The organism is Variovorax sp. SRS16 (assembly GCF_901827165.1).
Taxonomy (GTDB): domain Bacteria; phylum Pseudomonadota; class Gammaproteobacteria; order Burkholderiales; family Burkholderiaceae_C; genus Variovorax.
This window is the reverse complement of sequence record NZ_LR594666.1, coordinates 511,056-537,494: the sequence shown is the minus strand read 5'-3', so window position 1 is coordinate 537,494 and position 26,439 is coordinate 511,056. Positions and strand designations below refer to the sequence as shown.

The window sequence follows — 26,439 nt, the reverse complement described above, 5'->3', positions numbered from 1 at the left end:
GCAGGCCGCCTCGCGCTCAATCGGCGCCGGTGAAGACCGTCAGCACGCCGGTGTAGCCGTACAGGTGATGCCGCGCGATCTCGCCGGCCGCGAAGAAGCCGACCAGCGGCACGTCGCCGAGCGCATGCCGCACGATCTGCAGCTCCGCGCCGGGCGCGCCGAAATGCGGGCCGCCGCGGCCGGAGCAGCTCACGTACACCGCGCCCGCGATGCGGCGCGCGGGATGGGGCGCGGCCTCGGCCTCGCCGGCCGCGACCTCGCGCGCCGTCGCCAGCGTCTGCTCCTCGGGTTCGAGTTCCTCGCGGATCTCGGCACAGACGCGCATGAGATCGGCGCGCGCCGCCTGCGCATTGCGGCGGCAGAAGGTCATGCGCATGCCGGCTTCGGCGACGTCGGCGATCGCCACGCCGCGACGCGTCGGATCGAGCCCGATGATGTGCCGCACCAGCACGTCGGCGCCCAGGTCGCCGGTGCGCCGGATGCCGTCGCTGCCCGCATCGGCGAGACCGACCAGCGTGGCGCGCACCGCGTCGATCGCCTGCTGCGGCATGTCGAGCGACACATGCAGATCGGCCAGCAGCACGTCGAGCGCCGGTTCGCCGTCGAGCTTGAGCAGCAGGTTGCCGTCGGCTTCGGTGATCTCGCGTTCGCGCGACACGGGCTGGCAGCCCTGCGTGACGCGCGAGACCAGCCGCACGCCTTCGCCGAACACCACGCCCGAGAGGCCGCCCGAGAACACGCCGCCCGCCGCGCCATGGCCGCGGATATTGCCGTTGCCGCCGATCGCGAACTGAAGGGCGCCGCCACGCCCCGACGACAGACCGCCGAACAGATAGCCGGTGTCGGTGCGCTCGGCCATTTCCGCGATCAGCTCGGTGAGATCCTGCGTGGCGGGGTCGGCATGCACGAGCGCCGTGTGCGGCGCGAAGCCGCTCGTCTCGGAACTGGCCAGCGGTGCCACACCGGAGAACACGCGGTACTGGTCGCTCGGCAGCTGGCACAGCATCACGCTCAACGCGGGTTCGTCGAAGTACTCGGCATTGTTGGCCGCCACGCCCACCCCCACCGTGCCGGACCAGTCGGTGATCTCGGGCAGCTCGGCGCCGAGGTGATCGAGGATCTCCTGCGCATCGGCCGCGTAGTGGTCGGTGATGTAGAGCAGGCCCAGCGTGGGTGCGCGCGCGTAGTCGGGCAGCGCCATCTGCGCGCGCAGCTGGGCGAGCACGAGCCCGGCCGCCATGCGCCACTGCGGATGGGTGGCATGACCGGAGGGAAACAGTTTCATGGCCTCGGCTTTCTCTGTCTGGTCCGTTCGACCTCTTCGTCAGCGCTTGCGCGCCGCCGGCCTGGCTGCGGCGGATGGCTTTTTCGCGGCGGCCGCGGGCATCTTGCGTGCCGGCTTGCCGGGTGCGGCGCCCATGGCCTTGCCGACCGCATCGGCCAGCGGCTGGGCCATCGCGGGCACTTTCAGCTGGGAGGCGTCCTGCAAGGCCGAACTCGCGATCTGCTGGAACTGCTGCGTGAGCGCCCCCCACCATTGCAAGGGGTCGACGACGCCGGCGGCGTCCGGTGCTGACGCGGCAGCAGCCGGCTTCCGGGGGTGCTCGGTGTGCTTCGCTTCAGCGGCCGGCGCTTCCTCGGCCTTCGCCTCGGGCGCTGCCGCCGGCCGCGGCGCCGGGGCTGCTGCAGGCGATGGCGATGGCGATGGCGATGGCGATGGCGCGGCAGCCTGCCGCGTGAAGACGCTCGCGAGATCTTCCATGCGCACATTCATGCCGCGCAATGTCGAGAGCGTCATCTTCTGCACTTCGAGCGCCTGGATCGTGGCCTTGAGCGCATGGCCGTTCTGCTCCAGCCAGTACTGCACGGTCTTGAGTTCCTGGATGCGCTTGTCGACCTCTTCGACACTCAGCGTCGGCGCCACCCAGCTCGACAGGCTCGGCAGGCCCGGCACCGCGCTCGGGCCGGCCGATGCGCTGGCGCCCGCAAGGTTCTTGAGGAAATCGAAGCCCGGAACGAACTGGCTGAAGGCAAAGGGTTTGCTCGCATCGCTCATGGGAGATCTCCTGGCAGGTGGTTCTTGTGCGGGCAGCTTACTCCAAGGCATGGCGATTTCGAGACCCTCACTTCATGTGCATGTGATCGTGCGCCGACGCCCCGGCATCCGCGCCCGTGCCCACCGGGAGCTGGACCTCGAGCGAGCTCGATGCGCCCTTGGCGTCCTCGAAGCGCAGCGTCATCGGCACGGTCGTGCCCTTCACCAGCGGCTGCTTCAGGTCCATCAGCATCACGTGGTAGCCGCCGGGCGTCAGCTCGACCGTCTTGCCGGCCGGCAGCTCGAGCACCGGCATCGCGCGCATGCGCATCGTGTCGCCGTCCATCTTCATCTCGTGCACTTCCGCCACGCCGGCCGCAGGCGTCGACACGCCGACCAGCCGGGCACCCGTCGGCGCGGTGAGTTTCATGAAGGCGCCGCTGCCGCTCTGGCCCGGAACGGATTGCCGCACCCAGCCGTCGCGGACGTCGACCGTGGCCACACCGACCGCCACCACCTCGAGCCTGGCCGCGGGGTTCTCCAGCCCGGCGGTCGAGCTGCCAGAGGCCGGCACCTGCGCCCAGTCGGCCTGCCCCACGTCGCAGGTCTGCAGCACCTTGAACCACAGCACGCCGGGCTTCGCGGGCACCTTGCCGCGCAGCACGAACTCGGCATGCTCGGCCGTAGGCACGGCGGTGCCCGGCGACTCGGCGCTCCAGCGGACTTCGCCGGCCGCGCGCTGCACGTCGAGCTTCCATCCCGGCCGCGCCTGCGCATCGGCCAGCACGAAGCCGGCCGGCAGGCGCACGGCGATGCCGCGGGTCGCGGTGGCGTCCTTGCAGGCATGGCCGACACGGAATGCAGCGGTGTAGTCGCTGCCCGCGGTGGCGGCACCCGGCGACAGGGTCACGTGGGCCATGGCGCCGCCGGCGCCGGCGGCGAGGGCACATGCGGCAAGGGTCTTGAGAAGGGATGAGGAGGTCATGAGCGTTCCTTGGTGAGAAGTGGGAGTCAGAGGTCGAAGCGGAGTTCAGCGCTGAAGGTGCGCTGCGGATAGGGATGGAAGTTCCAGTACTGGTCGTTGTTGGCGTTGTCGATGCCGAAGGCGGCGGACCACTGCTTGTCGATCTGGTAGCGCACGCGCAGGTCGACGGTGAAGTACCTGCTGGCGCCGAAGTAGGCGAAGGCGTTGACGTCGCTGTTGTCGAGCGTCGAGTACTGCCGCCCGCTGTAGCGAGCAGCGACCGTGAAAGCCCAGCGCGCATCGGGCTTCCAGGTCGCGAACACGGTCGAGCGCCAGCGCGGCACGCGCGGCTGCCACTTGCCCACGGCGGCCGGGAAGGCGGCATCGGCCACGGTCTTCGAATCGGCAAAGGTCAGGCTGCCGCCGAGGTCCACGCCCTTCATGAACACGTCCTGTCCGGTGTAGGCCAGTTCCAGTCCGGTGGTGCGCACCTTGTCGATGTTCTGGACCGCCGACACCGTCGTGCCCGGGATCAGTTGGCTGAACAGCGCGTCCCGGGTGGTCTCGTGGAACAGCGTCGCGCGGGCGAGTCCGTTGCCGAGGTCCTTCTCGAGCGAAAGCTCGCCGGTCCACGACTTCTCGGGCTTGAGGTTCGGATCGTTGATGAAGGACAGCGCGCCGCCCGTCGTGGCGCCATACAGCTCGCCCACGGTGGGATAGCGCACGGCGCGGCCGACCGATGCCTTGAGCACGGTGTCCTTGGTCCATTGATAGGCCAGCGCGGCCTTGGGCGAAAGATCCGACTCGCTGCGAGCCGCATAGGACTGCGAGTTGATCCCTGCGGACGTGAAGCCGTCGCGGGCCTCCCAGTGCTCGTAGCGCAAGCCCAGCACGGCCTTCCACTTCGGCGCAAAAGACCAGACGTCCTGCGCCCAGGCGTTGTACGTTTGCGTGCGACCGCCGACGTCGCTGACCGGCGAGGATCCCGGGCCGTCCTGCCAGTTGCCCAGCACATTGGTCTTCAGGATGTCCAGCTCATAGGCATCGCGCCCGACGCCGAAGTCGACGATGTGCGCACCGCCCGCACCCTGCGGGCGCCAGGTGCCCTTGGCCGCAAGGGTGTTCCAGCCGGTGCCGCCCTGGTCCTGCAGCGTGCCGGCGCCGCCGATGGCCGCCAGCGGCAAGGCGACGGTGGGTGCGCGTTCGGTGTCCTTGGCATAGTCGTACAGGCTGGCGGTCACTTCCCAATCGAACACGCCCTGCGTGTTGCTCTTGACCGAAAGGCCGTGCATGTAGTGCGTCTGCGCATCGTCGGCGAGCGGGAACGCCGTCGGCGCGAGCGTGAAGCTGCGGCCACCGATGTTCACCGCGCCCGCATAGACCGGCAAGCCCGCCGCGTTGGTCAGATAGCTGGCCGGCCGGGCTTCGGCGCTGTTCTGCCAATAGCCCAGCGTGTAGGTCGCGCGGACGGTGGGCGAGAAGTCGTAGGCCAGCTTGAGCTTGGCATGGTCCTGTTCCGTGTGGTACTGGGTGCCGGTGCCCAGGATGTACCACGGCGTGTTGGTCGTGTTCAGCCCCGGGACGAAGCCGGTCACCGGCGTGCCGGCCGCGCCCGGTGTGCCCGAGGCGATGGTCGCCGTCGTGAAGGTCAGCGGCTGGCTGTTGCTGGTCGTGTGGTTGACGTCGATCCACCACGACCAGTCGCCGCTCCGGCTGCCGATCGAGGCGCTGGTCTGCCAGCTGTCGAAGCTCTGGCGCGTGTTGTACAGGTCGTTGGGTTGCGACGCATAGCCGGCCTTGACGTGCGCCTCCAGTTGCGTGGGCATGCGGGTCACGTAGTCGACCACGGCACCCGCCGAGTTGCCCGGATAAGCCGCAGAGAAAGGGCCGTACATCACGTCCACACGCTCGATCTCCTCGGGCGTCACCAGTCCCCAGCGCGGCGCGAAGTTGGTGCCGTTGGCGATGCCGTTGCCGAGGTAGTTCGACAGCAGGATGCCGTCGGCATACACCGCCGAGCGTGCGCTGTTGCCGGTGCCCGAGGCGCGCGTGGACAGGATGGCGTGGTTGTAGTCCCCGATGTAGCGCTTGCGCACCAGCAGGCTCGGAAAGTACTTGAGCGCATCCTCGCTGTCGGTGGCATTGACCGTGGTTTCGATCTGCTCGCCGGTGATGCCCTCGATGGTGGTCGGGATCTGCGTCGGCAGCGAGGTCGGGCGGCCACCGGTGACGGTCACCACGCCGAGCGACTTGGCGAGTTCGGGCGTGTCCTGCGCGAAGGCGGTCATGCTCCATGGGCAGGCGGCGCTGCATGCGAGCGCCAGCCAGGTTCTCTTCATTGGGGTTCTCCTCGGCCCGCGCGGGGCCGTGACTGCGAAGCACCACGCCCGTTCAGCGGGCGCCGTGCGGCGATAGCTACAGCAGGGTCAGAGGAGAACGGGAGGCCCGCGCGCCGGCAAGGGCGCAGCGGTGGCCGCGGCGATGCGCGCGGCCGGAATCGGCTGGACCGCGTGGGCCAGCGGCAGGATCGAGGGCATCGAGACGGCCGGCGTCGGCGGCGGCGGCGCGCCGGCCAGCATGCACAACGGGCAATCCATGTGGCCCATGCCCATGTCCTGCGCGCCGTCGTCCGTGTGCACGATCACCTTGACGGCGCCGGCCGCGGAGCAGACCAGCTCCATCGCACGCGGATGCACCACCGGCGAGGCCATCGCCACGCCCAGCGACGCGACGAACCACAACAGCACAAAGCTGCAGAGGCGGCGAAGGCGGCGCGGGACGGCGGTCATGAGACGGGGATTATCGGCCAGTCCGGCTCAGGGAAGGGGCAACATTCGTGTCACGCGAAATCCGCGCGCCGCCATCAGCGCCGGAAGGCCGAGCGGCCCGATCATGTGCAGCGCGCCGACGGCGCCGAACACGCGCTGGCCTTCGGCATGCAGCCGCGCGATGCCGTCGGCCAGATGCGGGTTGCGGTCGTCGAGCAATCGCCGGAGCATGCGGCGGTCGGCGGCCGTGTCCATGCAGCCGCACCACTGCGCATAGCGGTCCAGCTTGGACCCATCGCTGTGCGCCCAGGCCTGTGCGAGCTCGCTGGTCTTCGTCGCGCTCTGGCCGGCCTCGAGTTCGTCGAGCGCTGCGTCGACCTGCTCGCCCTGGTCCGCTTCGGAGCCGCCGGTCAGGGCCTTCCATTGCGCCGCCGCAGTTTCGAGGGCCACGACGGGCTTGCCGCGGCCGCGTGCCAGACCCGACAGAAAGGCCTCGGAACCGAACTGGGCGTACAGGCCGTCGGTGCGCGCGCTGAGCAAGGCCAGCGTGGTGGCCTGCAGCACAGGCGGCATCCTGGCGAGCGTCGCTTCGGGCACGCAGGCGCGCGCGGCCTGGCGGTCGAGCCGGCGCCGGCGTTCGGGCGTGAGCACGCGGGCCGCGGCAGCTTCGTCGATGGGCGCGGCGAAGGCGGCTTGCGTCGCCGGGTCGAGCGGGTCGAGCTCGAGCGCCACCGTGTCGCTCTCTGCCATGGCGCGCCGCACGGTCGGCCCCGGGAACATCCAGTCGGCTTCGCCCAGATGCAGCGTTCCGTAGAGCCACGAGCTGTGGCCGTCCTTGTCGATGCGCCAGAGGATCCCGCGATCGACGGCACGCTGCATCGCCGCGGCCAGCCCATCCCGGGACAGATCGGGCATCACCGCCGCCGGCGGGCAGGCAGGGCTTGCGGACTCGCCGGCCGGTGCGGCCTGGGCTGCGGCCGCAGCAAAGACCAGGCCTGCGCCACAGAGCGCGGCCCCTGCACGCAAGCACCGGGGCAACGTGCGGAGAAACGAGAAAAAGGTCACGGATGATCGGGCCTTGCGGCCCGCGGCGAGAAACGGAATGCGCATTCTGTCAGCGTCCCGCGACGGATAATTCGCGGCCATGCCTGGCCTCTATCCACGCGCCCTTCGCGTCCACGCAGCATGAGCGCTGTCGGGCCGATCGCCTTCCGCCTGGCCGCGCTGATCGTCGGCGGCCTTTTGCTGGCCAACGCCGCGCAGGCGGTGCAGGACTGCGAACTCGACGGCCGGAGCGTCAATCCCGCCAATGGCAACACGACCGCCGGCAAGTCCGGCCTGATGCGCTGCAAGGACCGCGACACCGGCGTGCTGATGCGCGAACAGCAGCTCCAGAACGGTGTCTTCATGGGCCTGGCGCGCTTCTACGAGAAAGGCAAGCTGGTCAAGGAACAGAGCGTGAACGAGCGCGGCAACATGGATGGCCCTGCGCGTGAGTTCTCGCCGACCGGCCAGGTGCTGCGCGAAGCGGTCTACGACGACGGCCGCGAGACCGGCCTGGTGCGCAACTTCTATCCCGGCGGCTCGCTGCGGCGCGCCGCTTTCTATGCGGAGCCGGGCGGCGAACGCGCGGCCGTCGACTTCACGCCCTCGGGTCGCCTCGCATCGCTGCGCTGCGGCGACAAGCCGATGCTGGCGCCGGCGGCCGACGACGCGCGGCTGTGCGGCTTCACCGACGGCCCGTCGCAGGTCGAGCTCTACGACAGCAAGGGAACGCTGCGCTCGCGGCTCTCGTACGCCGCGGGCAAGCGGGTGCGCAGCGAGGACCTCTACGACAACGGCAGGCCCGCAGCGCAGGACGAGATCGTCGGCAACCAGCGCACCGAGCGCAGCTTCTCCTCCGAAGGCATCAAGCGGCGCGAGGTGGTGTCCACGCTGAGCGAGCGCGGTGCGATCAGGCAGCGCGTGCAGGAGTTCTCCGAGCGGGGCACGCTGGTGCGCGATCAGCGATGGAACGCGGCCGGCGATCCGCTCAGCGACGACAGCTACTACCTCAACGGCCAGCCGCGCACGAAGGCGATCTACAGCGAAGGCGATGCGCCGCGCACCGTCGAGATCAACGAGTTCCACGACAACGGCCAGCCCGCGAGCTCCGGCCGCTTCCTGGTCATCGACCGCTTTCGCCGCACCGCCGTGGGCGTGCATCGGCGCTTCAACGACAAGGGCACGCTGATGGCCGAATCGGTCTACGACGACAAGGGCCGCATCACGCGCGAACGCACCTGGGACGAGAACGGCCAGGTCCAGCGCGACGACGAGGTCTTCGCCGACGGTTCCCGCAAATCCTATTCAAGATAGCGCTCGCAAACGCGAGCGCTATCTCCTTCCAGAAACACCGCGGATCCGGCTTTGCCGGTCCGCCGGTGTTGCCCCCGGCAGGGGGTTGGCGAAGCGACACGAAGTGCGCGCAGCCTGGGGGCGAGCAACAATCAGTCCAGCTTTATGTTGGCGGCCTTGATGATGGGACCCCAGCGTTGCGACTCGGCACGCGACAAGGCAGCGAACTGCTCAGGACTTCCGGGCATCGCTTCCATGCCGAAGTCGTTGAAGTGCTTCTGCACCGCGGGCGCGCCGAAGGCACGGTTGAGGTCGGCATTGAGCCGGTTGACGACCGCGGGCGACAGCCCGGCCGGGCCGAGGATGCCCTGGAACGCGAACACCTCGGTATGGGGCACACCCACTTCGGCCAGCGTCGGCACGTCGGGCAAGAGCTTCGAGCGCGCGCCCGAGCCGATGGCGAGCACGCGCACCTTCTTGCTCTGCATGATCGACAGCCCCGAGGCCAGGTCCAGGAACATGCACGGCACCTGGCCACCCATCACGTCGGCCATCGCGGGCGCCGCGCCGCGATAGGGAATGTGCGTGATGAAGGTGCCGGTGTGGTTCTTGAACAGCTCCATCGCGAGATGGTGCGGCGAACCGTTGCCGGGCGAGGCGTAGTTGACCTTGCCCGGGTTGGCCTTGACGTAGGCGAGGAAGGACTTGAAGTCCTGCGCCGGAAAGGCCGGGTTCACCACCAGCGCGAGCGGGAACTTGCCGATCGCGCCGATGTAGCTGAAGTCCTTGGCAGGGTTGAAAGGCAGCTTGCTGTACAGGTACTCGTTGAAGGCCAGGAGCGCGTTGTCGGCCGACATGATGGTGTAGCCGTCGGGCTTGGACTTGGCGACCAGGTCGGCACCGATGTTGGTCGACGCGCCGGGCCGGTTGTCGATGATGATCTGCTGGCCCAGCGTCTGGCGCATCGCCTCGGCCAGCGTGCGCGCGATCACGTCGGTGCCGCCACCTGCCGGGTACGGCACGATCCAGCGGATGAGCTGCTCGGGATAGCCTTGCGCGCGGGCCCACGGCGCGGCGGCGGCCGTCGCGCCGGCGGCAAGGGTGGTGAGCAGTGTTCTGCGATCCATCGGTCAGTCTCCTGGTGGTTGGAAAAATTCTTGTCGAAGAAACTCAGCCCACGCGTCCCATCGCCGCCGCGGCGGACAGCGATGGCATCGGCAGACCGTCCAGCGCCTGCGCCAGCGCGGTCCGGCAACGCGCCTCGTCGCCGATCTGCTCGAACAGCAGCAGCGCGAGCCGTGCGAGGAACAACGATTCTCGCTCGACACCCGCCTCGCTGATGGCGCGCGCGCAGTCGGCATACAGCCGGTCGCGCGCATCCGGATTCAATGCCGTCATGCGGATCCCCTTTCTGCGAGCGCCGCGGCGCGCGCCAATGCCAACCTGAACGCGCCGACGGGCACACGGCGCCAGCGCGCGGCCACGTGGCCATCCGGACGCAAGAGGTAGACGGCGCCCTGTTGCGCGCCCAGCGCAGCGAAGACCGCCTCGGGCGCAGTGCCCGGAGGGAGCTCATGCCGCACGACCTGCAGCGGACCCGTCCGGGCCTCGGCGATCTCGTCGGCCAGCGCGGCATCCATACGGTCCATGTTCAGCACGAGCACGGTGAACGCCGGCCCCAGCCGATCGCTCAGATGCAGGTCCGGCGCGAGCCACTGCTCCGGCATCGCCTCACCGGGCACCGGCCCGGCCGCAAGCGCATCGCTTTCGCTGGACAGCGGCGAGCCCTCATAACGCACCGCCTGCGTCTGCCGCGGATTGATCAGGTTGGCGATGCCGCGGTGCGCGCCTGACAGCGACAGCGCCGCCTCGCGCAGCAGATCGAAGCCGCGCGACGGCGGCGACATGAACTCGGTGCTGCGCATCGCGCTCTCGGCGTTGATGTGGAAGGCCGCGATGCGCTCCTGCGAATAGCTGTCGAGCAGCGACGCATCGGCCACGCCGCGCGCCACCAGCGCCAGCTTCCACGCCAGGTTGTCGGCATCGTCGAAGCCCGAGTTGAGGCCGCGCACGCCGAAGATCGGCATCGCGTGCGCGGCATTGCCGGCGAACAGCACGCGGCCGTGGCGGTAGCTGCCGAGCGTCATCGCGCCGGCGCGATAGACCGAGGTCCAGACCGTCTTCCACGGCAGATGGCCTTCGCCGATGGCTTCGAGATGGCGCTGCACGAAGGCCTGCACCGCAGCCGGCTGCAGCGCTTCTTCGGTGCTCTGGCCGGCGCGCAGCTGGTAGTCGATGCGCCAGATGTCGTCGGGCTGGCGGTGCATCAGCACGGTCGAGCCCGGGTTCCACGGCGGATCGAACCAGGCACGGCGCTCGGTCGGATGCGTGCTGTGCAGTTCGATGTCGATGATCACGTAGCGGCCCTCGTAGGCCGTGCCTTCGAGCTCGAGGCCGAGCGACTTGCGCACGAAGCTCTGGCCGCCATCGCAGCCGGCCAGCCATGCGGCATGCAGCGCATAGGCGCCGAGTGCATTGCGCGCCTGCAGCGTCAGGCCCGCGGCGTCCTGCGTGAAGCCGGCGAGCTCGGTGCCCCAGCGGATGTCGATCAATCCGGGTGCGGCCTCGTTGCGGCGCACGATCTCGTCCAGCAGGTACTGCTCGATGTAGTACTGCTCGAGGTTGATCATCGGCGGCAGCTTCTGATGCGCATCATGCGGCATCTCGAAGCGGAACACCTCGTCGGTCTTGTAGATGCTGCGGCCGACGGCCCAGGGCAGGCCCTTCGCCAGGAAGGCAGGCAGCGCGCCGAGGCGCTCGACGATCTCCAGGCTGCGGCGCGAGATGCAGCACGCGCGGCTGCCGACACAGACCGTGTCGTCGGCTTCCAGGATCACGCTGCGCACGCCATGGTTCGCGAGGCCGAGCGCGAGCGACAGCCCGACCGGCCCGCCGCCCGCGATCACGACCGGATGGCGGCCCGGCTCGATGCCCTCTTCCAGCGCCGGCAGCCGGGGCGCGAAGCGCGTGTAGTGGAACGCGCCGATCGAGGGCGGCAGTGCGCCGGCCTCGGGCGGCAAGGGCCCGGTCGCGGCATCGCCCGCACGCGCGGCCGGCGAAGAAGTGGAAGCGGTGATCGCGGTGTCCATGCGAAGGGATTGTCCGCATGCGCTCGCGAAGCCGATGTCGTAACTTCGTACGAAGTGACAACCCTTGGATGCCGATGAAGCGCTGGCCTCTGCATGCCACCGAGCGCGACCTGGCGGCGCCCGTGGTCCGCGACGTGCTCGCCGGCATCGGCACGGCGCACCTGGCGGCCAGCTACCTTGCGGCGATGCAGCGCGTGCTGCCGGTCACCTTCTGCACCGTGTTCGCGGTGGGCAGCAGCGGCCGCATCGAGACGGTGTCGGCCGCGAGTTCCTATGGCAACACGGCCGAGCGCACCGCCGAACGCTATGTGGCGCAACGCTTCGACCTGCTCGATCCCAACATGGTCTGGCTCGCCGCGCGCAAGCTGCCCCAGCGCGCGCAGCTATGGCTTGGGCATCACCATGCGTCGGACGTGGCGGACCCGGCCTATCGCGCGGCCTGCTACGGCGACGTCGGCATCCGCGAGCGCGCCTCGGTGTTGCTGCTGCTGCCGACGGGTCAGCGCGCAGCCGTGAGCTTTTACCGAAGCCTCGCGCAGCCCGATTTCAGCGCCGCCGATTTTGCGCTGCTCGAAGCGCATGCCGCGCTGCTGGCCGATGCGACGGCCGCGCACGGCCGCAGCGCCGTCGCCGCGCGCGAGGCCGTCTCGCCGGCCATGGCCTCGCGCCTGCTGGTGCTGAGCCTGCGCGAACGCGAGGTCGTCGGCCATCTGCTCGCCGGCAAGACCGCGAAGGAAACCGCGCGCGACGTCGGCATCGAGCTCACGACGGTGCGCACGCATCAGTACCGGGCGTTTCGGCGGTTGGGGATTCGCACGCTGAAAGAATTGCTGATGCTCTGAAGGGCCGGCCCGCAACGAACCCGCAACGGGCAAGCTGCAACCGACGCTACTTGGCAGCGCCCGGCGCCACCACTTCCTGCTCGATCGCCCCGAAGATCGAATGCCCATCCGTCCCCTTCATCTCGATCCGGATCGTGTCCCCGTACTTCATGAACTCGGTGCTCGGCTGCCCGTCCTGGATTGTCTCGATGCAGCGCTTCTCGGCGATGCAGCTGTAGCCCTTGGGCCAGTCCATGCGGCCGTTCTTCTCGACGCCCTTGTTGCTCACCGTGCCGCTGCCGATGATGCTGCCGGCGCGCACGTTGCGCGTCTTGGCGATGTGCGCGATCAACTGGCCGAAATGGAAGGTCATCTCTTCGCCCGCATCGCACATGCCGACCTTGCGGCCGTTCCAGGTGCTCTGCAGCGCGAGGTGCACGCGGCCACCCTGCCACGCTTCGCCGAGCTCGTCGGGCGTGACGGCGACCGGGCTGAAGGCGGTCGCGGGCTTGCTCTGGAAGAAGCCGAAGCCCTTGGCGAGTTCGGCCGGGATCAGGTTGCGCAGGCTGACGTCGTTGGCCAGCATCAGCAGGCGGATGCCGTCGAGCGCCTGCGCGGGCGAAGCGCCCATCTTCACGTCGCCGGTGACGACCGCGATCTCGGCCTCGAAGTCGATGCCGAAAGCCTCGCTGCCGGCCACGACCGGATCGCAGGGGCCGATGAAGTCGTCGCTGCCGCCCTGGTACATCAGCGGGTCGGTGTAGAAGCTTTCGGGCACCTCGGCGTTGCGCGCCTTGCGCACCAATTCGACATGGTTGAGGTAGGCCGAACCGTCGGCCCACTGGTAGGCGCGCGGCAGCGGCGCCATGCATTGCGCGGGATCGAAGGGAAAGGCGTGGCGCGCGCGACCGGCGTTGAGCGCGTCGTACAGGTCCTGCAGCTGCGGGCTCATGAAGCCCCAGTCGTCGAGCACCTGCTGCAGGCGGCTGGCGATGCCGGTGGCGTAGTGGGCGCTGGCAAGGTCGCGCGAGACGACGACGAGCTGGCCGTCGCGCGAGCCGTCCTTGAGTGTGGCGAGTTTCATGGGTGGCCTCGGATGCCGGTGCGGCATCGCAACTAAACTGGTTGAACGGGCGGCAGTGTACCGAGGTGAACCTCGGGGCCGGCGTCCGATCCACTCCCGATGCCGACGCTCGCCGCCCCTGCCCTGCCCGCCGCCCCGCGCCCGCCCCGGCGCGGAATCGCGGCGCTGACGGTGGCGGTGGTGCTGGTGCACCTGGTGCTGCTGGGGCTGACGCCGGCCGCCGTCGGGCCACGGCCCTCGCCGCTGGCGAACAAGTTCATCACGCGCACCATCGTGATCGGGCCGCCGGCCGCTGCGGCGCCGGCGCCGGCGGCGACCGCAGGGGCCGAGGCCCGGCCGTCGCCGCCGAGGCCCGCGCGCCCCCGGCCCGCGGCGCGGCCGCGCGCGCCGGCGCCGGCACCGGCTCCGTCGCCCGCGCCGCAGCCCAGCCCCAGGCCGGACAGCGTGGCGACGCCCGACATTCCGCTGGAGCAATTGATCGCCCAGGCCAATGCGGCGGTCGCGGCGGAGCAGGCGGCATCGGCTGCAGAGCCAGCGGCATCGGCCGCCGCGACGCCGGCCGTCGCGGCGGCGAGCGGCCCCGCCGCGGTCAGCGGCGCAAAGGGCGCATCGGGTTCGGCGTCGGCATCTGCAGCCACGGCCAGCGGGGATGCCTCAGGCAACGTGGCAGGTCCGGTCGCGTTGCGCATCCCCGGCTCCGTCAAGCTGGCCTTCGCGGTCACCGGCCAGCAGGGCACTTCGCCGATGCAGGGCGTGTTCGGCGAGCTGACATGGCTGCAGGACGGCCAGCAGTACGACGCCCGCCTGTCGCTCACCTTCCTGTTCCGGACGATCCGCACGCAGCACAGCGCCGGCATGATCGGCCCCACGGGGATCGAGCCGGCGCGCTTCTCGGAAACGCGCAAGACCGAGGTGGCCTCGCACTTCGTGCGCGACCAGGGAACGATCGTCTTCAGCAGCAACACGCCGAGCGTGCCGCTGATGGCCGGCGCGCAGGACCGGCTGAGCATCGTGATGCAGCTGGGCGCCCTGCTCGCGGGCGATCCGGCGCACTACCCGCAGGGCGCGGTCATCGCCATCCAGACCGTCGGCCCGCGCGATGCCGACATCTGGACTTTCAACGTCGAGGGCGAGGAAAAGCTGAGCCTGCCGGCCGGCGACTACACCGTGCGCAAGCTCACGCGCAACCCGCGCAAGCCCTTCGACGACAAGGTGGAGCTCTGGGTGGCGCCGGAACTGGGCTACCTGCCGGTGCGCATCAAGCAGACCCAGGCCAATGGCGACTTCGCCGACCTGCAGCTGCGGGAAATCCTGCCATTGCGGCAGTGAAACGCCCAAAACAGCACAAAAAATCCCGGTCCGTGCCTACAAGACGACAGCCGTCTTGAAACTGGCGCGTTGATTGCTATCTAGACACCATGAATGCCATCGACATCCTGACTGGACCCGAAATGCAAATGCTCTACGACTCCGACTCCTTCGTCGTCGTGCACGTGCAGCCGACCGAAGGCGAAGCGCCGGTCGCACCGCACGTGCCCGTGCTGGCGCGCCATGGCTTCGAGATCGTCGACAAGCGCTCGGGCAAGGAGGTCTACCTCGACGGCTCGTGGGCCGAACTGTTCCAGCAGCAGATCACCGCCTGGCAGCTCAAGACGCCGACCCAGGAAGAGGTCGAGGACACGCTCGAAGGCTACGCCGAGCTGGCGCACACGCCGGTTCTGGTGCACTGAGCTTCACAGGCCGGCTGCATGCCGCGGCGGGCTGGCATAGGATGAACCGGATGCCGCCCAGCCCATTCCCGTTTCTCCTCTCTTCGCCGCGCTGGGCGCTGCTGCTCGGCGCGATCGCGCTGGCCGGCTGCAGCGCCTTCGCGCCGGCCGACGATGCGCCGGTGAGTCGTCGCATCGCGTCCCTGCTTCCCGCCGACGCGCTGCTGATCGGCGAACAGCACGACGCACCCGCGCATCACCTGATCGAGCGCGAAGCGGTCCAGGCGCTGGTCGAGCGCGGCCGGCTCGCGGCGCTGGCACTCGAAATGGCCGAAGAGGGCAACAGCACCGGCTACCTCGACCGAACGGCCAGCGAGTCGCAGGTGCGCACCGCCCTGAGCTGGGACGACAAGGCCTGGCCCTGGAGCGACTACGGCCCCGCCGTGATGGCCGCGGTGCAAGCCGGCGTGCCGGTGGTCGGCGCCAACCTGCCGCGCGAGCACATGAAGGACGCGATGGCCGATGTCTCGCTCGATGCGCAGCTCGGCGACGCGGCCCGCGCCGCGCAGCAGGACGCCGTGCGCGCGGGCCATTGCAACCTGCTGCCCGAATCGCAGATCGTGCCGATGACGCGCATCCAGATCGCACGCGACCGCGCCATGGCACAGGCCATCGTCAAGGCGCGCGTGCCGGGCAAGACGGTGCTGCTGCTGAGCGGCTCGGGCCACACCACCAAGGCGCTCGGCGTGCCGCAGCATCTGCCGACCGACCTTCGCGTCAGGACCGTGCAGCTGCAGGCCGGCGCCGCGGGCGAACGCAGCGCCGCCTTCGACAGCGTGTGGCAGACGCCCGCGCTGCCCGAGAAGGACTACTGCGAAAGCCTCAGGCGTTCTTCTTGATGGAATCCGCGAGCGTGTTGACCAGCGTGTCGATGTGCGACTTCTCGACGATGTAGGGCGGTGCGATCACCAGCACATCGCCGGCCGGCCGCACCAGCGCGCCCTTGTGGTAGCAGTCCAGGAAGATGTCGTAGGCCCGCTTGCCCGGTGCGCCCGCGATCGGCGCGAGTTCGACGGCCGCGGCCAGGCCCAGGCTGCGGATGCCGATCACGTTCGGCAGGCCCTTGAATGTGCCGTGGAACGCATCGCCCAGCACCTTGCCCATCTCTCCGGCGCGCGCGAAGAGCTGCTCCTTCTGGTACAGCTCGAGCGTCGCGATCGCGGCCGCGCAGGCGACCGGGTGGCCCGAGTAGGTGTAGCCGTGGAAGAACTCCACCACATGCTCCGGCGCCGAGGTGTTCATCATCGCGTCGTACAGCTTGTCGCGGCAGATCACGCCACCCAGCGGAATGACGCCGTTGGTCACGCACTTGGCGAAGTTCAGCATGTCGGGCACGACACCGAAATAGTCCGACGCGAAGTTGGTGCCCATGCGCCCGAAGCCGCTGATGACCTCGTCGAAGATCAGCAGGATGCCGTGCCTGTCGCAGATCTCGCGCAGCTTCTGCAGGTAACCCTTCGGCGGCAGATACCAGCCGGCCGAACCCGCGATCGGCTCGACGATGATCGCGGCCACGTTGCTCGGATCGTGCAGCGGCAGGATGCGCTGCTCGAGGTCGGCCAGCGCATCCTCGGCCCATACCGGCAATTCGTTGTGGATGTACGCGTGGTTGACCGGATCGTGGATGAAGCGCATGTGATCGACGCGCGGCAGGAACGCCGAGCCGAACACCTTGCGGTTGCCCGGAATGCCGCCGACCGACATGCCGCCGAAGCCGACGCCGTGGTAACCCTTCTCGCGGCCGATGAAGACGTTGCGATGCCCTTCGCCGCGCGCGCGGTGGTAGGCCAGCGCGACCTTGAGCGAGGTGTCGGCCGCCTCGCTGCCCGAGTTGCAGAACAGCACCTTGTTGAGGTCGCCGGGTGCCATCGCGGCGATCATCTCGGCGGCGCGAAAAGCCTTGTCGTTGCTGACCTGGAAAGCGGTCGCGTAGTCGAGCGTGTCGAGCTGCTTCTTGATCGCCTCGTTGATGGGCTTGCGGTTGTGGCCCGCGCCCACGCACCACAGCGACGAGATGCCGTCGATCACCTTCTTGCCGTCGTGCGTGGTGAACTCCATGCCGTCGGCGGCGACGAAGACGCGCGGGTCCTTCTTGAAATGCCGGTTGGGGGTGAAGGGCAACCACTGGTTGTCCATGTTGAAGTCGTTGAAAGCCATGGGTCGCTCCTGCAGATTGCGTGCTGGGGAATGGCGATTCTGGCACCGACCGCATTTCCCGGCCGCCCTGCGACAATCGCCGCCCTATGACTCCCGCGTATATCCTGACCCTGTCCTGTCCCGACCGCATCGGCATCGTGCACGCTGTCTCCGGCTTCCTGCTCGAGCGCGGCGGCAACATCGAGGAAGCGGCCCAGTACAACGACCGCGGCACCGGCCTGTTCTTCATGCGCGTGCGCTTTGCCTGCAGCGAGCACGGCGAAGCCGCGCTGCGCGAGCAACTCGCGGGCTTCGCCACCGGCTTCGGCATGAACTGGAAGCTGCATGCGGCCGCCGAGCCGATGAAGACCGTGATCCTGGTGAGCCGCGAAGGCCACTGCCTGAACGACTTGCTGTTCCGCTGGAAGAGCGGCCTGCTGGCGATCGACATCCGCGCCATCATCTCGAACCACCGCGACTTCTACCAGCTGGCGGCCAGCTACAACGTGCCCTTCCACCACATCCCGGTCACGGCCGCGACCAAGGCGCAGGGCGAGGCGAAGCAGCTCGAGATCATCGAGGCCGAGGGCGCCGAGCTGGTGGTGCTGGCGCGCTACATGCAGATCCTCAGCAACGACCTGTGCGGCAAGCTGGCGGGCCGCGCGATCAACATCCACCACTCCTTCCTGCCGAGCTTCAAGGGCGCCAAGCCCTACTACCAGGCGCACGACCGCGGCGTGAAGCTGATCGGCGCCACCGCCCACTACGTGACCGCGGACCTCGACGAAGGCCCGATCATCGAGCAGGACGTGGCGCGCGCCGACCACACCGACACGGTCGACGACCTCACGGCGCGCGGCCGCGACACCGAGAGCCAGGTGCTGGCGCGCGCGGTGAAATGGCACAGCGAACATCGCGTGCTGCCGAACGGGCATCGGACGGTGGTCTTTCGCTGAGTGCGGCCGGCATCGGGCTTGTGGACAATGACGCGATGAACCCCGTGCCAGCCGATTCCGCCCCCCCGGCCTCCGAGCGCAGCGCGCTGCAAGCCAAGGTCGTGCGCGCCCTGCAGGCCGTGCTGGCGCCGCACGCCGTGCTCTCCACCACCGAGGACGTGACCCCCTACGAATGCGACGGCCTGACCGCCTACCGCCAGCGCCCGCTGGCCGTCGCCCTGCCCGAAACCGAGGCCCAGGTGCAGGCCGTGCTCCAGGCCTGCCATGCGATGGCCGTGCCCGTGGTCGCGCGCGGCGCGGGCACCGGTCTGTCCGGCGGCGCCATGCCCCATGCGGGCGGCGTCACCCTCTCGCTGGCCAGGTTCAACCAGATCGTGCACCTCGACCCCGTCGGGCGCACCGCGCGCGTGCAGTGCGGCGTGCGCAACCTCGCCATCAGCGAGGCCGCCGCGCCCTACAACCTCTACTACGCGCCCGATCCTTCCAGCCAGATCGCCTGCACCATCGGCGGCAACGTGGCCGAGAACTCCGGCGGCGTGCATTGCCTGAAATACGGCCTGACCTTGCACAACGTGCTGCGCGTGCGCGGCTTCACCGCCGAGGGCGAGGCGATCGAGTTCGGCAGCGAGGCGCTCGACTGCGCCGGGCTCGATCTGCTGGCGCTGGTGATCGGCAGCGAAGGCATGCTGGCCGTGACCACCGAGGTCACGGTGCGGCTGATCCCGAAGCCGCGCCTGGCGCGCTGCATCATGGCCAGCTTCGACGACGTGCGAAAGGCCGGCGACGCGGTGGCCGCGGTGATTGCCGCGGGCATCATCCCCGCGGGCCTGGAGATGATGGACAAGCCCATGACCGCGGCGGTGGAAGACTTCGTGCACGCGGGCTACGACCTCGATGCCCAAGCGATCCTGCTGTGCGAATCCGATGGCACGCCCGAGGAGGTGGAGGAAGAGATCGCACGCATGACGGCGGTGCTGCGCGAGTGCGGCGCGACGGCCATCGCCTGCAGCGAGAACGAGGCCGAGCGGCTGCGCTTCTGGAGCGGGCGCAAGAACGCGTTCCCGGCCTCGGGGCGCATCAGCCCCGATTACATGTGCCTGGATTCGACCATTCCGCGCAAGCGGCTGGCCGATATCCTGCTGGCGATCCAGCAGATGGAGAAGAAGTACGGCTTGCGCTGCTGCAACGTGTTCCACGCGGGCGACGGCAACCTGCATCCGCTGGTGCTGTTCGATGCCAACGATGCGGACGAGCTGCACCGCTGCGAGCTGTTCGGCGCCGACATCCTGGAGACCAGCGTGGCGATGGGCGGCACGGTGTCGGGCGAGCACGGGGTGGGGGTGGAGAAGCTCAACAGCATGTGCGTGCAGTTCACGGCCGAGGAGAACGCGCAGATGGCGGGGGTCAAGCGCGCCTTCGATGCGACGGGGCTGCTCAATCCGGGCAAGGTGATCCCGACGCTGCAGCGCTGCGCGGAGTATGGCAAGCAGGTGGTGCGCGGCGGGCAGGCGCAGCGCTTCGCGGAGCTGCCGCGGTTCTAGAGCGAGAACACGATGAACGGCTTGCGCGGCATGGCCTGGCTGCTGGTGTTCCAGACGATCGGCGAGCTGCTGTCGCGCGGCTTGTCGCTGCCCCTGCCCGGGCCGGTGCTCGGGCTGGTGCTGCTGCTCGCAGGCCTGCGCTTCGCGATCGTGCGCGAGCCGGTCGGCGAGTGCGCGAATTTCCTGCTCGCGCATTTGTCGCTGCTGTTCGTGCCGGTCGGCGTCGGCGTCATGACGCATCTCGCGCTGCTGAGCCAGTACGGCGGCCGCATGCTGCTCGTGATCGTGCTGTCGACCTGGATCGGGCTGGCGGTGACGACGCTGGTGCTCTACGGCACCCGCAAGAAAGCCTAGCAGCATGCCGCGCTTCGTCGAACTCTGGATCTATCTCTCGGCCACGCCGCTGTTCGGCCTCACGGCCACGCTGGTGGTGTACCTGCTGGCGAACGCGGCCTATGCGCGGCTCGGCAGTCCGCCCTGGGCCAATCCCGTGCTGTGGTCGGTGATCGCGCTGGCGAGCGGGCTGCTCGCGACCGGCGTCGACTACCCGACCTATTTCGCGGGCGCGCAGTTCATCCATTTCCTGCTCGGCCCCGCCGTGGTCGCGCTGGCCTGGCCGCTGTGGCAGCGGCGCATCGAACTGCGCCAGCGCTTCGGCCGGCTGATGCTCGCGGCGCTGCTCGGCGGCGCGGCCGCCTGCGGATCGGCCGTCGCGCTGGGTTGGGCCGTCGGCCTGCCGCACGACGTGGTGCTGTCGCTGGCGCCCAAGTCGGTCACGGCGCCGGTGGCCATGGGCATCTCGGAAAAGATCGGTGGCATCCCGGCCCTGTCGGCCGTGTTCGCGGTGCTCACCGGCATGGTCGGCGCACTGTCGGCCAAGTATCTGTTCGATGCGCTGCGCATCGGCACCGATGCCGAGGGCTTCGCGGCGCGCGGTTTCGGCCTCGGCACCGCGGCGCACGGCATCGGCGCGGCGCGTGCGCTGCACGTCGATGCCGATGCGGGCGCCTATGCCGGGCTTGCGCTGGGCCTGCAGGTGGTGCTGGCGGCGCTGCTGATGCCGCTGGTATTCCGGCTCTTCTTCTGACGGCTGGCGCGCGGCGCCGCGGCATCCCGCGGACCGCCGTGGCTCATCGCAGGATCGCGCCCTGCTCGGCCAGCACGCGCTGCAAGTCGCCGATGTCCAGCGTCGGCAACGGCTTGCCAAGACGCGACGCCATCGCAGCCGCCGTTCCGGCGGCTTGTCCCATGGCCATGCAGGTGCCGGAGATGCGCGCACTCGCCAGCGCCTTGCGCTCCGCCGAGATGCAGCGTCCTGCAACGATCAGCCCATCGACATCCGCAGGCACGAGCACCGACAGCGGTATGTCGTAGCCGCTCGCCAGATGCTCGGCCGAGTCCAGGCTCGCGCCCTTCGGGTCGTGGCTGTCGATCGGGAAGCCGCCGCGCAGAACGGCATCCTCGAACCGGCGTCCGGTCCGGACGTCGTTGTCGGTCAGGATGTTGCGGCCCTTGATGCGCCGGCTCTCCCGCACGCCGACGCACGACGCGCTGGCCGACAGAAAGCAGTTCTGCGCGCCGGGGATGTAGCGTCGAAAGAACTCGGTGAACTCGAGCACCTGGCGGCGCAGCGCGATCTCGGCCTCCGCAAGGGCTTCCGACCGGGTGGCGTCGGCCGCGAAGCGCGTCACGTTGATCACCGCTTCGCCGCTGCGCACCCAGCCGCTGTAGTGCAGTTCGTTTCGCTTCAGGGACACCGTGCCGTCGTCGAACGCCCGCGCGAGCTGCGGCCCGAACCCCCAGAGATTCACATGGTCCTCGCCGACCAGAGCGGCCGTGGCGACGCCGAGCTTGAAGTCCTGCTCGTTGGCGGCGACGTGCTTGAGCAGGGCCTGGTGGTCGATGCCGCCGAGCTTGAACAACAGGCTGACCGGCTGGGTCGGCGCATCGGCCTCCGACAGGAATGCGCAGCCCGCTCTTTCGGCGACGTCCGCATCGCCGGTGCAGTCGATCACCACGTCGGCACCGTAGGCCGTGCGCCCCGACTTGTTCTCGACGATCAGGCCCGAGACCTTGTCATCGTCCTTCAGGACACCCACGACGGGCGAGAAGAAGAGAAGATCGACACCCGCCTGCGCGACCATCCCGGTCACGATCGATTTGAACATCTCGTGGTTGACCGGCACGCGCGACAGCGTATAGCCGGTGTCGTCGCGCACATGGCCGGGCGATGCGCCGGCACTCACCAGCCGGTCGACCAGCTCCTGTGGAAGCCCGGCGACGATGCGCCGGCCCGCGGCATCGAACCAGCCCGCGCTGTGTTCCAGCAATTGCGATGCGATGTGCCCGCCCAGGAAGCCGCTGCGCTCGACGAGCAATGTGCGCGCGCCATTGCGCGCCGACGCGATCGCGGCGATCACGCCGGCGGTCCCGCCACCGGCCACGATGACGTCATAGGTTTCGACCAGCGGTGTCTGGCGGGCGGCTTCGGTGATGGTCTTCATGGGCGGATGAGGTGCGAGAAACTGGATGCGAACCGTGGAAGAAGGAAGACTCAGCGCGCGATCAGTCGAATGCCGGTCGAGACGTCGAACACATGGGTGAGTTGCGCATCGACGACCAGGAAGACCCGGTCACCGGGTCGCGCCGCAAGCCGGCCGTGGATCGACATCACGATCCGCGCCTCGCCGACCTGCACGTGAAGCTCGGTCTCCGACCCGGTCGGCTCGACCACGACGATCTCGCCGGCCACGGCCCCGCTGTGTTCCGGACCGACGAGGCGCAGGTGCTCGGGCCGCACGCCGTAGGCGACATGCTGGCCGTCCGTGCCCGTGCCCGCGGGCGCGGGCCAGCGCGCGCCGCCGGCCGCTTCCACGCAGGGGTCGGCACCGGTTCTCATCGTGCCTTCGACGATGTTCATGGAGGGAGAGCCGATGAACTGGGCCACGAACAGATTCACCGGCGCGTCGTACAACGCGAGCGGCGTTCCGATCTGTTCGATCCGTCCGTTCTGCATCACCACGATCCGGTCGGCCATCGTCATGGCTTCGATCTGGTCGTGCGTGACATAGACCGTGGTGGTCTTCAGCCGCTGATGAAGCGCCTTGATCTCTGCGCGCATCGCCACCCGCAGCTTGGCATCCAGGTTCGACAGCGGCTCGTCGAACAGGAACACCTTCGGATCCCGCACGATCGCCCGCCCCATGGCGACGCGCTGGCGCTGCCCGCCCGAGAGTTCGCGCGGGCGCCGCGCGAGATAGGGTTCGAGGTTGAGGATGGCAGCGGCCTTCGACACCCGCGCCTCGATCAGCGCCGGATCGAACTTCCTGAGCTTGAGGCTGAAGGCCATGTTCTCGCCGACGGTCATGTGCGGATAGAGCGCATAGCTCTGGAAGACCATCGCGATGTCCCGGTCCTTCGACTCGAGCTCGTTCACGGTCCGGCCGTCGATGGCGATGCTGCCGCCATCGATGTCCTCGAGGCCCGCGAGCATGCGCAGCAGCGTCGACTTGCCGCAGCCCGACGGCCCCACGAGCACCACGAACTCGCCGTCGTCGATGGAAAAGCTGATGCCCTGAATGATCCGGGTGTCGCCGAAGGCCTTTTCGACGCCTTCGAACACTACTGATGCCATGGATGGTTTTCCGATTCTGTGGGTGTGGCGAAGCACGGGGCTGCGCCGTGTTCGACGCTAGCCCTTCACCGCGCCGGCCAGGACGCCGCGCAGGAAATATTTCTGCGCGCCGAGAAAGAGGACGACCACCGGAATGGTCGTCAGCGTGCCGAGCGCCATGATCTCCCCCCAGCGGATGTCGAACGAGGTGATGTATTCGGCGATGCCGACGGGGATGGTCTTGTTGATGCCGGAGGTGGCGAGGATGCTGGCGAACAGGTACTCGTTCCACGACAGCGCGAAGACGAAGATGCCGACCGAGAAGATGCCGGGCAGCGTCAGCGGAAGGATGACGAGGATGAAGGTCCGCAAGTAGGAAGCGCCGTCGACCCAGGCCGCTTCGTCGATCTCCTTCGGAATGCCGAGGAAGAAGGAACGCAGCATCCAGACGGCCAGCGGAAAGGTCAGGACCGTGTGGGCCAGCACGATGCCGGCCAGCGTGTCGACCAGGCCGATGGCGTTGAGGATGAAGAAGATGGGCACGAACAGCACGATGGCCGGAAACACGTAGCTCACCAGCGCGCCGATCATGAAGGTCTGCTTGCCCGGAAAGTCGAAGCGCGTGACGCTGTAGGCGGCGAAGCAGCCGCCGGTCAGGCAGATCACCGTGGTCCAGATCGCGACCAGGAAGCTGTTGAGGAACAGGCGCGGCGCTCCCGACGAGAACGCGACCGACCGGTACCATTCCAGCGTCAGGCTGCCGCTCCAGAACTTCGGCGGCGAGGTGAACAGCTGCGCCGAGGGCTTGAGCGAGGACAGCAGCATCCAGATCAGCGGAAAACCCACCGACAGCAACAGCAGGAGCGCGGCGAGATAGACCACGCCGGCCCTGATTCTCCGATGGCGTCTCATGCGTTCACCTTTTCGCGCGTCGAGCGCAGATACAGCAGGGCGAGCAGCATCAGCCCCGCCGCCAGCGTGGTGGCCAGGGCGGCGCCGTAGCCGAATCGGAAGAAGCCCATCGTCTCCTGGTAGATCCAGATCGGCCAATGCTCGGTGGAGCCGCCCGGTCCGCCGCGCGTGATCAGCCAGATCAGGTCGAAGTAGGTGACGGTCCAGATGACCCGCAGCACGATCAGTGTGCGCGTGACCTCGGCCAGGTTCGGCAGCGTCACGTAGCGGAACTGCTGCCACCAGTTGGCGCCGTCGACGGACGCGGCCTCGTACTGGTCCTTGGGAATGTTCTGCAGCGCCGCCCAGTAGGAGATCATGACGAAGGAGAAGCCGCGCCAGATGTTGGCGAGCACGACGCTCGTCATCGCGCCCGCCGGCAGGGCCAGCGGCGACTGGTTGGGCGCCAGCAGGGCCGCGGATTGCAGCCCGTAGCTGACGATGCCGTAGGTGCCGTCGAGCATCCAGCGCCAGAACAGCGCGACGGTGATCACCGGCACCACGTAGGGAATCAGCAGCACCGAGCGCACGAAGCGCATGCCGGGCAGGTCCTGGTTGATCACCAGTGCGGCGCCGAGACCCAGCGCGAACTGCCCGACCAGCGAGCCGAGCGACCAGACCAGCGTATTGAGCAGGACCGTCCCGAGCTTCGGCGACTGGAAGATCTCGGCGAAGTTCTGCACGCCGACGAAGCGCTCGGCCCCGGTGACGAAGTCGATCTCCAGGAAGCTCAGACGGATGGCATCCACGATCGGATACGCAACGAAGACGAGCAGGAACAGGATCGCGGGTGCCGCGAACAGGAAGCCGGTTCGCGCACCCCGGCCCCGGAAGCTCCTGGCAAGGGTCGCGCCCGGCATCTTGCGTGCTGCGTCCATGGTTAGCGCGACATCGCCGCGACTTGCTGCTTGAGCTGGTCGTTCATCTGATCGACGGCCTTCTCCACCGTGATCTTGCCGAGCGCCGCATTCTGCAGCGCATCGCCGATGAAGGTCGTCGCCTCGATCTGCCCCGCCAGCGGATTCAGGCCCGCTTCCATGCCGTAGCGGTACCAGTTCTGCATGACGTCATTGAAGATGGTGTCCATCTCGGGCTTGAAGCGCTTGACCATCTCATTGGACTGGTAGCCCGCGCTGTTGAATGCGCTCTTGGTCGAAGGCACCGCGAAGATGGGACGCGTGTTCGCGCGCTCGACGACGCGATCGACCTTGTAGAGGCACTTGAGCAGTTCCTTCGAAGCCGCCACCTTGGCCGGCGTCGAATTGCCGACCACGTAGTAGTAGCCGCCGTTGAGCGCCGCCGCCGGCTTCTTGTCCGCGCTCGGGCCGGGGAAGGGAAAGACGCTCATCTGCTTGAGCATGTCCGGGTTCTGTTCGACGGCCATCTGGACCACCGCGCCCCATTCGTTGGTCATCGCGACCTGGCCCTTGACGTAGGCGGTGCGGTATTCGTTCCACGACCATTCGACGCTGGACGGCGGCGAGGCGGCCTTGTAGAGATCCACGAGGAACTGCAGCGACTTGACGGCGATGTCCTTCTGCTTGTCGAACACATAGGCGCCGGTCTTCGGATCGAACACGGTGCCGCCGGCCGAATAGAAGATCTGGAAATAGGTCTGCGGCCCGACCAGCGCGCTGCTCATCGGCACGGCGAATCCGTAGGTCGCCGGCTTGCCGTCCTTGGCTTCGCGGTTGAGCGCCTTGGCTGCCTGCAACAGCTCGGGCCAGGATTTCGGCGGCTTGAGGCCGGCCTGCGCGAACAGATCCTTGCGATACCAGACTTCCTGGTGCAGCGCCCAGTCCGGCACGCCCCAGATCTGGCCGCCCTTGCTGGCGGCATGCAGATAGGCGGGAATGAAGTCGTCCTGGCCGAGGCCGTTGACGACATCCGTGACCGGCACGATGCCGTTCTTGGCCTGCAGGAAGGCCACCGCGCCCTCCAGCGTGTTCATGACGTTGGGCGGATCACCCTTGCGCAACGCGGTGACGAGCCGCGTGTACATCGAGGAGAACGGCACAGTCTCGAAGTGCACCTTGACGTTGGGCGTGGCCGCCGTGCAATCGTTGACCTGCTTCTGGATCACATTGGCCTGCGCGGCCGTCGTGAGGTTGGTCCAGAACGAGAGCTCTGTGTCCTCCGCGGCGGCCAGGCCCGGCAGGACGAGCGCGGCGCCGATCAGCGCACAGCGCCTGGCCATCGGGCCGCAGCCTCGACGAAGCGGTTGCGCCGCGCCCGGTTCGCGTGAGGTGACGGTGCTGGTATTCATGGGCATTCTCCGAAGTGATGGGCACAAAGAGTCAAAGGCAATGAAAGAC

The 26,439-nt window shown here is 68.6% G+C and carries 25 protein-coding genes; 9 read left to right on the top strand and 16 right to left on the bottom strand.

Going from position 1 to position 26,439, the window contains the following annotated elements; genetic code table 11:
• Positions 1–16: 16 nt before the first annotated feature.
• The 6 genes from E5P2_RS02625 to E5P2_RS02600 all read right to left on the bottom strand — a co-directional run bounded on the left by E5P2_RS02625 (position 17) and on the right by E5P2_RS02600 (position 6,682).
• Positions 17–1,285, bottom strand: a complete 1,269-nt coding sequence (locus tag E5P2_RS02625; protein WP_162565618.1) for an FIST signal transduction protein — start codon at positions 1,283–1,285, stop codon at positions 17–19.
• A gap of 39 nt (positions 1,286–1,324) precedes the next feature.
• Positions 1,325–2,056: a PhaM family polyhydroxyalkanoate granule multifunctional regulatory protein gene (locus E5P2_RS02620; protein ID WP_162565617.1), complete on the bottom strand. Its 732-nt coding sequence runs from the start codon at positions 2,054–2,056 to the stop codon at positions 1,325–1,327.
• Positions 2,057–2,123: 67 nt separating this feature from the next.
• Positions 2,124–2,954 (bottom strand): copper chaperone PCu(A)C, encoded by an 831-nt coding sequence (locus E5P2_RS02615; protein WP_232080882.1) that lies wholly within the window; start codon positions 2,952–2,954, stop codon positions 2,124–2,126.
• Positions 2,955–3,046: 92 nt separating this feature from the next.
• Complete coding sequence (locus tag E5P2_RS02610; RefSeq protein ID WP_162565615.1) at positions 3,047–5,338, bottom strand: TonB-dependent receptor; 2,292 nt, start codon at positions 5,336–5,338, stop codon at positions 3,047–3,049.
• Positions 5,339–5,425: 87 nt separating this feature from the next.
• On the bottom strand, positions 5,426–5,788 hold the full coding sequence (locus E5P2_RS02605; protein WP_162565614.1) for a DUF2946 family protein: 363 nt from the start codon (positions 5,786–5,788) through the stop codon (positions 5,426–5,428).
• A 27-nt stretch (positions 5,789–5,815) separates the two neighbouring features.
• The gene (locus E5P2_RS02600; RefSeq protein WP_162565613.1) at positions 5,816–6,682 is read right to left on the bottom strand and encodes a TraB/GumN family protein; all 867 of its coding nucleotides are present in this window, start codon (positions 6,680–6,682) and stop codon (positions 5,816–5,818) included.
• Positions 6,683–6,952: 270 nt separating this feature from the next.
• On the opposite strand from E5P2_RS02600, the gene E5P2_RS02595 reads away from it, so the two are divergent.
• On the top strand, positions 6,953–8,125 hold the full coding sequence (locus E5P2_RS02595; protein WP_162565612.1) for a toxin-antitoxin system YwqK family antitoxin: 1,173 nt from the start codon (positions 6,953–6,955) through the stop codon (positions 8,123–8,125).
• Positions 8,126–8,256: 131 nt separating this feature from the next.
• Here E5P2_RS02595 and E5P2_RS02590 read toward each other — a convergent pair whose 3' ends face one another.
• Genes E5P2_RS02590 through E5P2_RS02580 form a run of 3 tightly spaced genes read right to left on the bottom strand, consistent with a single transcriptional unit; the run spans position 8,257 to position 11,253 of the window.
• Positions 8,257–9,231, bottom strand: a complete 975-nt coding sequence (locus E5P2_RS02590) for a Bug family tripartite tricarboxylate transporter substrate binding protein (protein WP_162565611.1) — start codon at positions 9,229–9,231, stop codon at positions 8,257–8,259.
• Positions 9,232–9,274: 43 nt separating this feature from the next.
• Entirely contained in the window at positions 9,275–9,502 is a 228-nt protein-coding gene (locus tag E5P2_RS02585; protein WP_162565610.1) for a hypothetical protein, read from the bottom strand.
• Positions 9,499–11,253: an FAD-dependent monooxygenase gene (locus E5P2_RS02580; RefSeq protein WP_162565609.1), complete on the bottom strand. Its 1,755-nt coding sequence runs from the start codon at positions 11,251–11,253 to the stop codon at positions 9,499–9,501. The genes E5P2_RS02585 and E5P2_RS02580 overlap by 4 nt, the downstream gene beginning before the upstream one ends.
• 74 nt (positions 11,254–11,327) lie before the next feature.
• Between E5P2_RS02580 and E5P2_RS02575 the strand changes: the two genes are divergently transcribed.
• A complete protein-coding gene (locus E5P2_RS02575; protein ID WP_162565608.1) occupies positions 11,328–12,095 on the top strand; it encodes a helix-turn-helix domain-containing protein in 768 nt (255 codons plus the stop codon).
• A 46-nt stretch (positions 12,096–12,141) separates the two neighbouring features.
• Here the strand turns inward: E5P2_RS02575 and E5P2_RS02570 are convergent, their stop codons facing one another.
• A complete protein-coding gene (locus E5P2_RS02570) occupies positions 12,142–13,158 on the bottom strand; it encodes a fumarylacetoacetate hydrolase family protein (RefSeq protein WP_162565607.1) in 1,017 nt (338 codons plus the stop codon).
• Between the two features lie 99 nt (positions 13,159–13,257).
• Between E5P2_RS02570 and E5P2_RS02565 the strand changes: the two genes are divergently transcribed.
• The 3 genes from E5P2_RS02565 (at position 13,258) to E5P2_RS02555 (ending at position 15,766) form a co-directional block, all read left to right on the top strand.
• Positions 13,258–14,487, top strand: coding sequence for a DUF3108 domain-containing protein (locus E5P2_RS02565; RefSeq protein ID WP_162565606.1), 1,230 nt, complete (start codon positions 13,258–13,260; stop codon positions 14,485–14,487).
• 122 nt (positions 14,488–14,609) lie between these two features.
• Complete coding sequence (locus E5P2_RS02560) at positions 14,610–14,888, top strand: BTH_I0359 family protein (protein ID WP_174262707.1); 279 nt, start codon at positions 14,610–14,612, stop codon at positions 14,886–14,888.
• 50 nt (positions 14,889–14,938) lie between these two features.
• Positions 14,939–15,766: a ChaN family lipoprotein gene (locus E5P2_RS02555; RefSeq protein ID WP_162565604.1), complete on the top strand. Its 828-nt coding sequence runs from the start codon at positions 14,939–14,941 to the stop codon at positions 15,764–15,766.
• Here the strand turns inward: E5P2_RS02555 and E5P2_RS02550 are convergent.
• Entirely contained in the window at positions 15,750–17,084 is a 1,335-nt protein-coding gene (locus tag E5P2_RS02550) for an aminotransferase class III-fold pyridoxal phosphate-dependent enzyme (protein ID WP_162565603.1), read from the bottom strand. The genes E5P2_RS02555 and E5P2_RS02550 overlap by 17 nt on opposite strands.
• 86 nt (positions 17,085–17,170) lie before the next feature.
• Here E5P2_RS02550 and purU point away from each other — a divergent pair, with 86 nt between their 5' ends.
• From purU to E5P2_RS02530, 4 genes are read left to right on the top strand one after another with little or no spacing between them, the layout of a single operon-like run.
• Entirely contained in the window at positions 17,171–18,019 is an 849-nt protein-coding gene (purU, locus tag E5P2_RS02545) for a formyltetrahydrofolate deformylase (RefSeq protein WP_162565602.1), read from the top strand.
• Positions 18,020–18,054: 35 nt separating this feature from the next.
• Positions 18,055–19,560 (top strand): FAD-linked oxidase C-terminal domain-containing protein, encoded by a 1,506-nt coding sequence (locus E5P2_RS02540; protein WP_162565601.1) that lies wholly within the window; start codon positions 18,055–18,057, stop codon positions 19,558–19,560.
• A gap of 12 nt (positions 19,561–19,572) precedes the next feature.
• Positions 19,573–19,914 carry a CidA/LrgA family protein gene (locus tag E5P2_RS02535; RefSeq protein WP_162565600.1) on the top strand — a complete coding sequence of 114 codons (342 nt, stop codon included), beginning with the start codon at positions 19,573–19,575 and terminating at the stop codon, positions 19,912–19,914.
• 4 nt (positions 19,915–19,918) lie between these two features.
• Entirely contained in the window at positions 19,919–20,647 is a 729-nt protein-coding gene (locus tag E5P2_RS02530; protein WP_162565599.1) for an LrgB family protein, read from the top strand.
• A 43-nt stretch (positions 20,648–20,690) separates the two neighbouring features.
• Here E5P2_RS02530 and E5P2_RS02525 read toward each other — a convergent pair whose 3' ends face one another.
• Genes E5P2_RS02525 through E5P2_RS02505 form a run of 5 tightly spaced genes read right to left on the bottom strand, consistent with a single transcriptional unit; the run spans position 20,691 to position 26,390 of the window.
• A complete protein-coding gene (locus tag E5P2_RS02525; protein ID WP_162565598.1) occupies positions 20,691–22,064 on the bottom strand; it encodes an FAD-dependent oxidoreductase in 1,374 nt (457 codons plus the stop codon).
• A gap of 50 nt (positions 22,065–22,114) precedes the next feature.
• Positions 22,115–23,194, bottom strand: coding sequence for an ABC transporter ATP-binding protein (locus E5P2_RS02520; protein ID WP_162565597.1), 1,080 nt, complete (start codon positions 23,192–23,194; stop codon positions 22,115–22,117).
• A 57-nt stretch (positions 23,195–23,251) separates the two neighbouring features.
• Positions 23,252–24,085 (bottom strand): carbohydrate ABC transporter permease, encoded by an 834-nt coding sequence (locus E5P2_RS02515; RefSeq protein WP_162565596.1) that lies wholly within the window; start codon positions 24,083–24,085, stop codon positions 23,252–23,254.
• A complete protein-coding gene (locus E5P2_RS02510; protein WP_162565595.1) occupies positions 24,082–25,002 on the bottom strand; it encodes a carbohydrate ABC transporter permease in 921 nt (306 codons plus the stop codon). Before E5P2_RS02510 ends, E5P2_RS02515 begins: the two co-directional genes overlap by 4 nt.
• A gap of 2 nt (positions 25,003–25,004) precedes the next feature.
• On the bottom strand, positions 25,005–26,390 hold the full coding sequence (locus E5P2_RS02505; RefSeq protein ID WP_162565594.1) for an ABC transporter substrate-binding protein: 1,386 nt from the start codon (positions 26,388–26,390) through the stop codon (positions 25,005–25,007).
• Positions 26,391–26,439 lie beyond the last annotated feature (49 nt).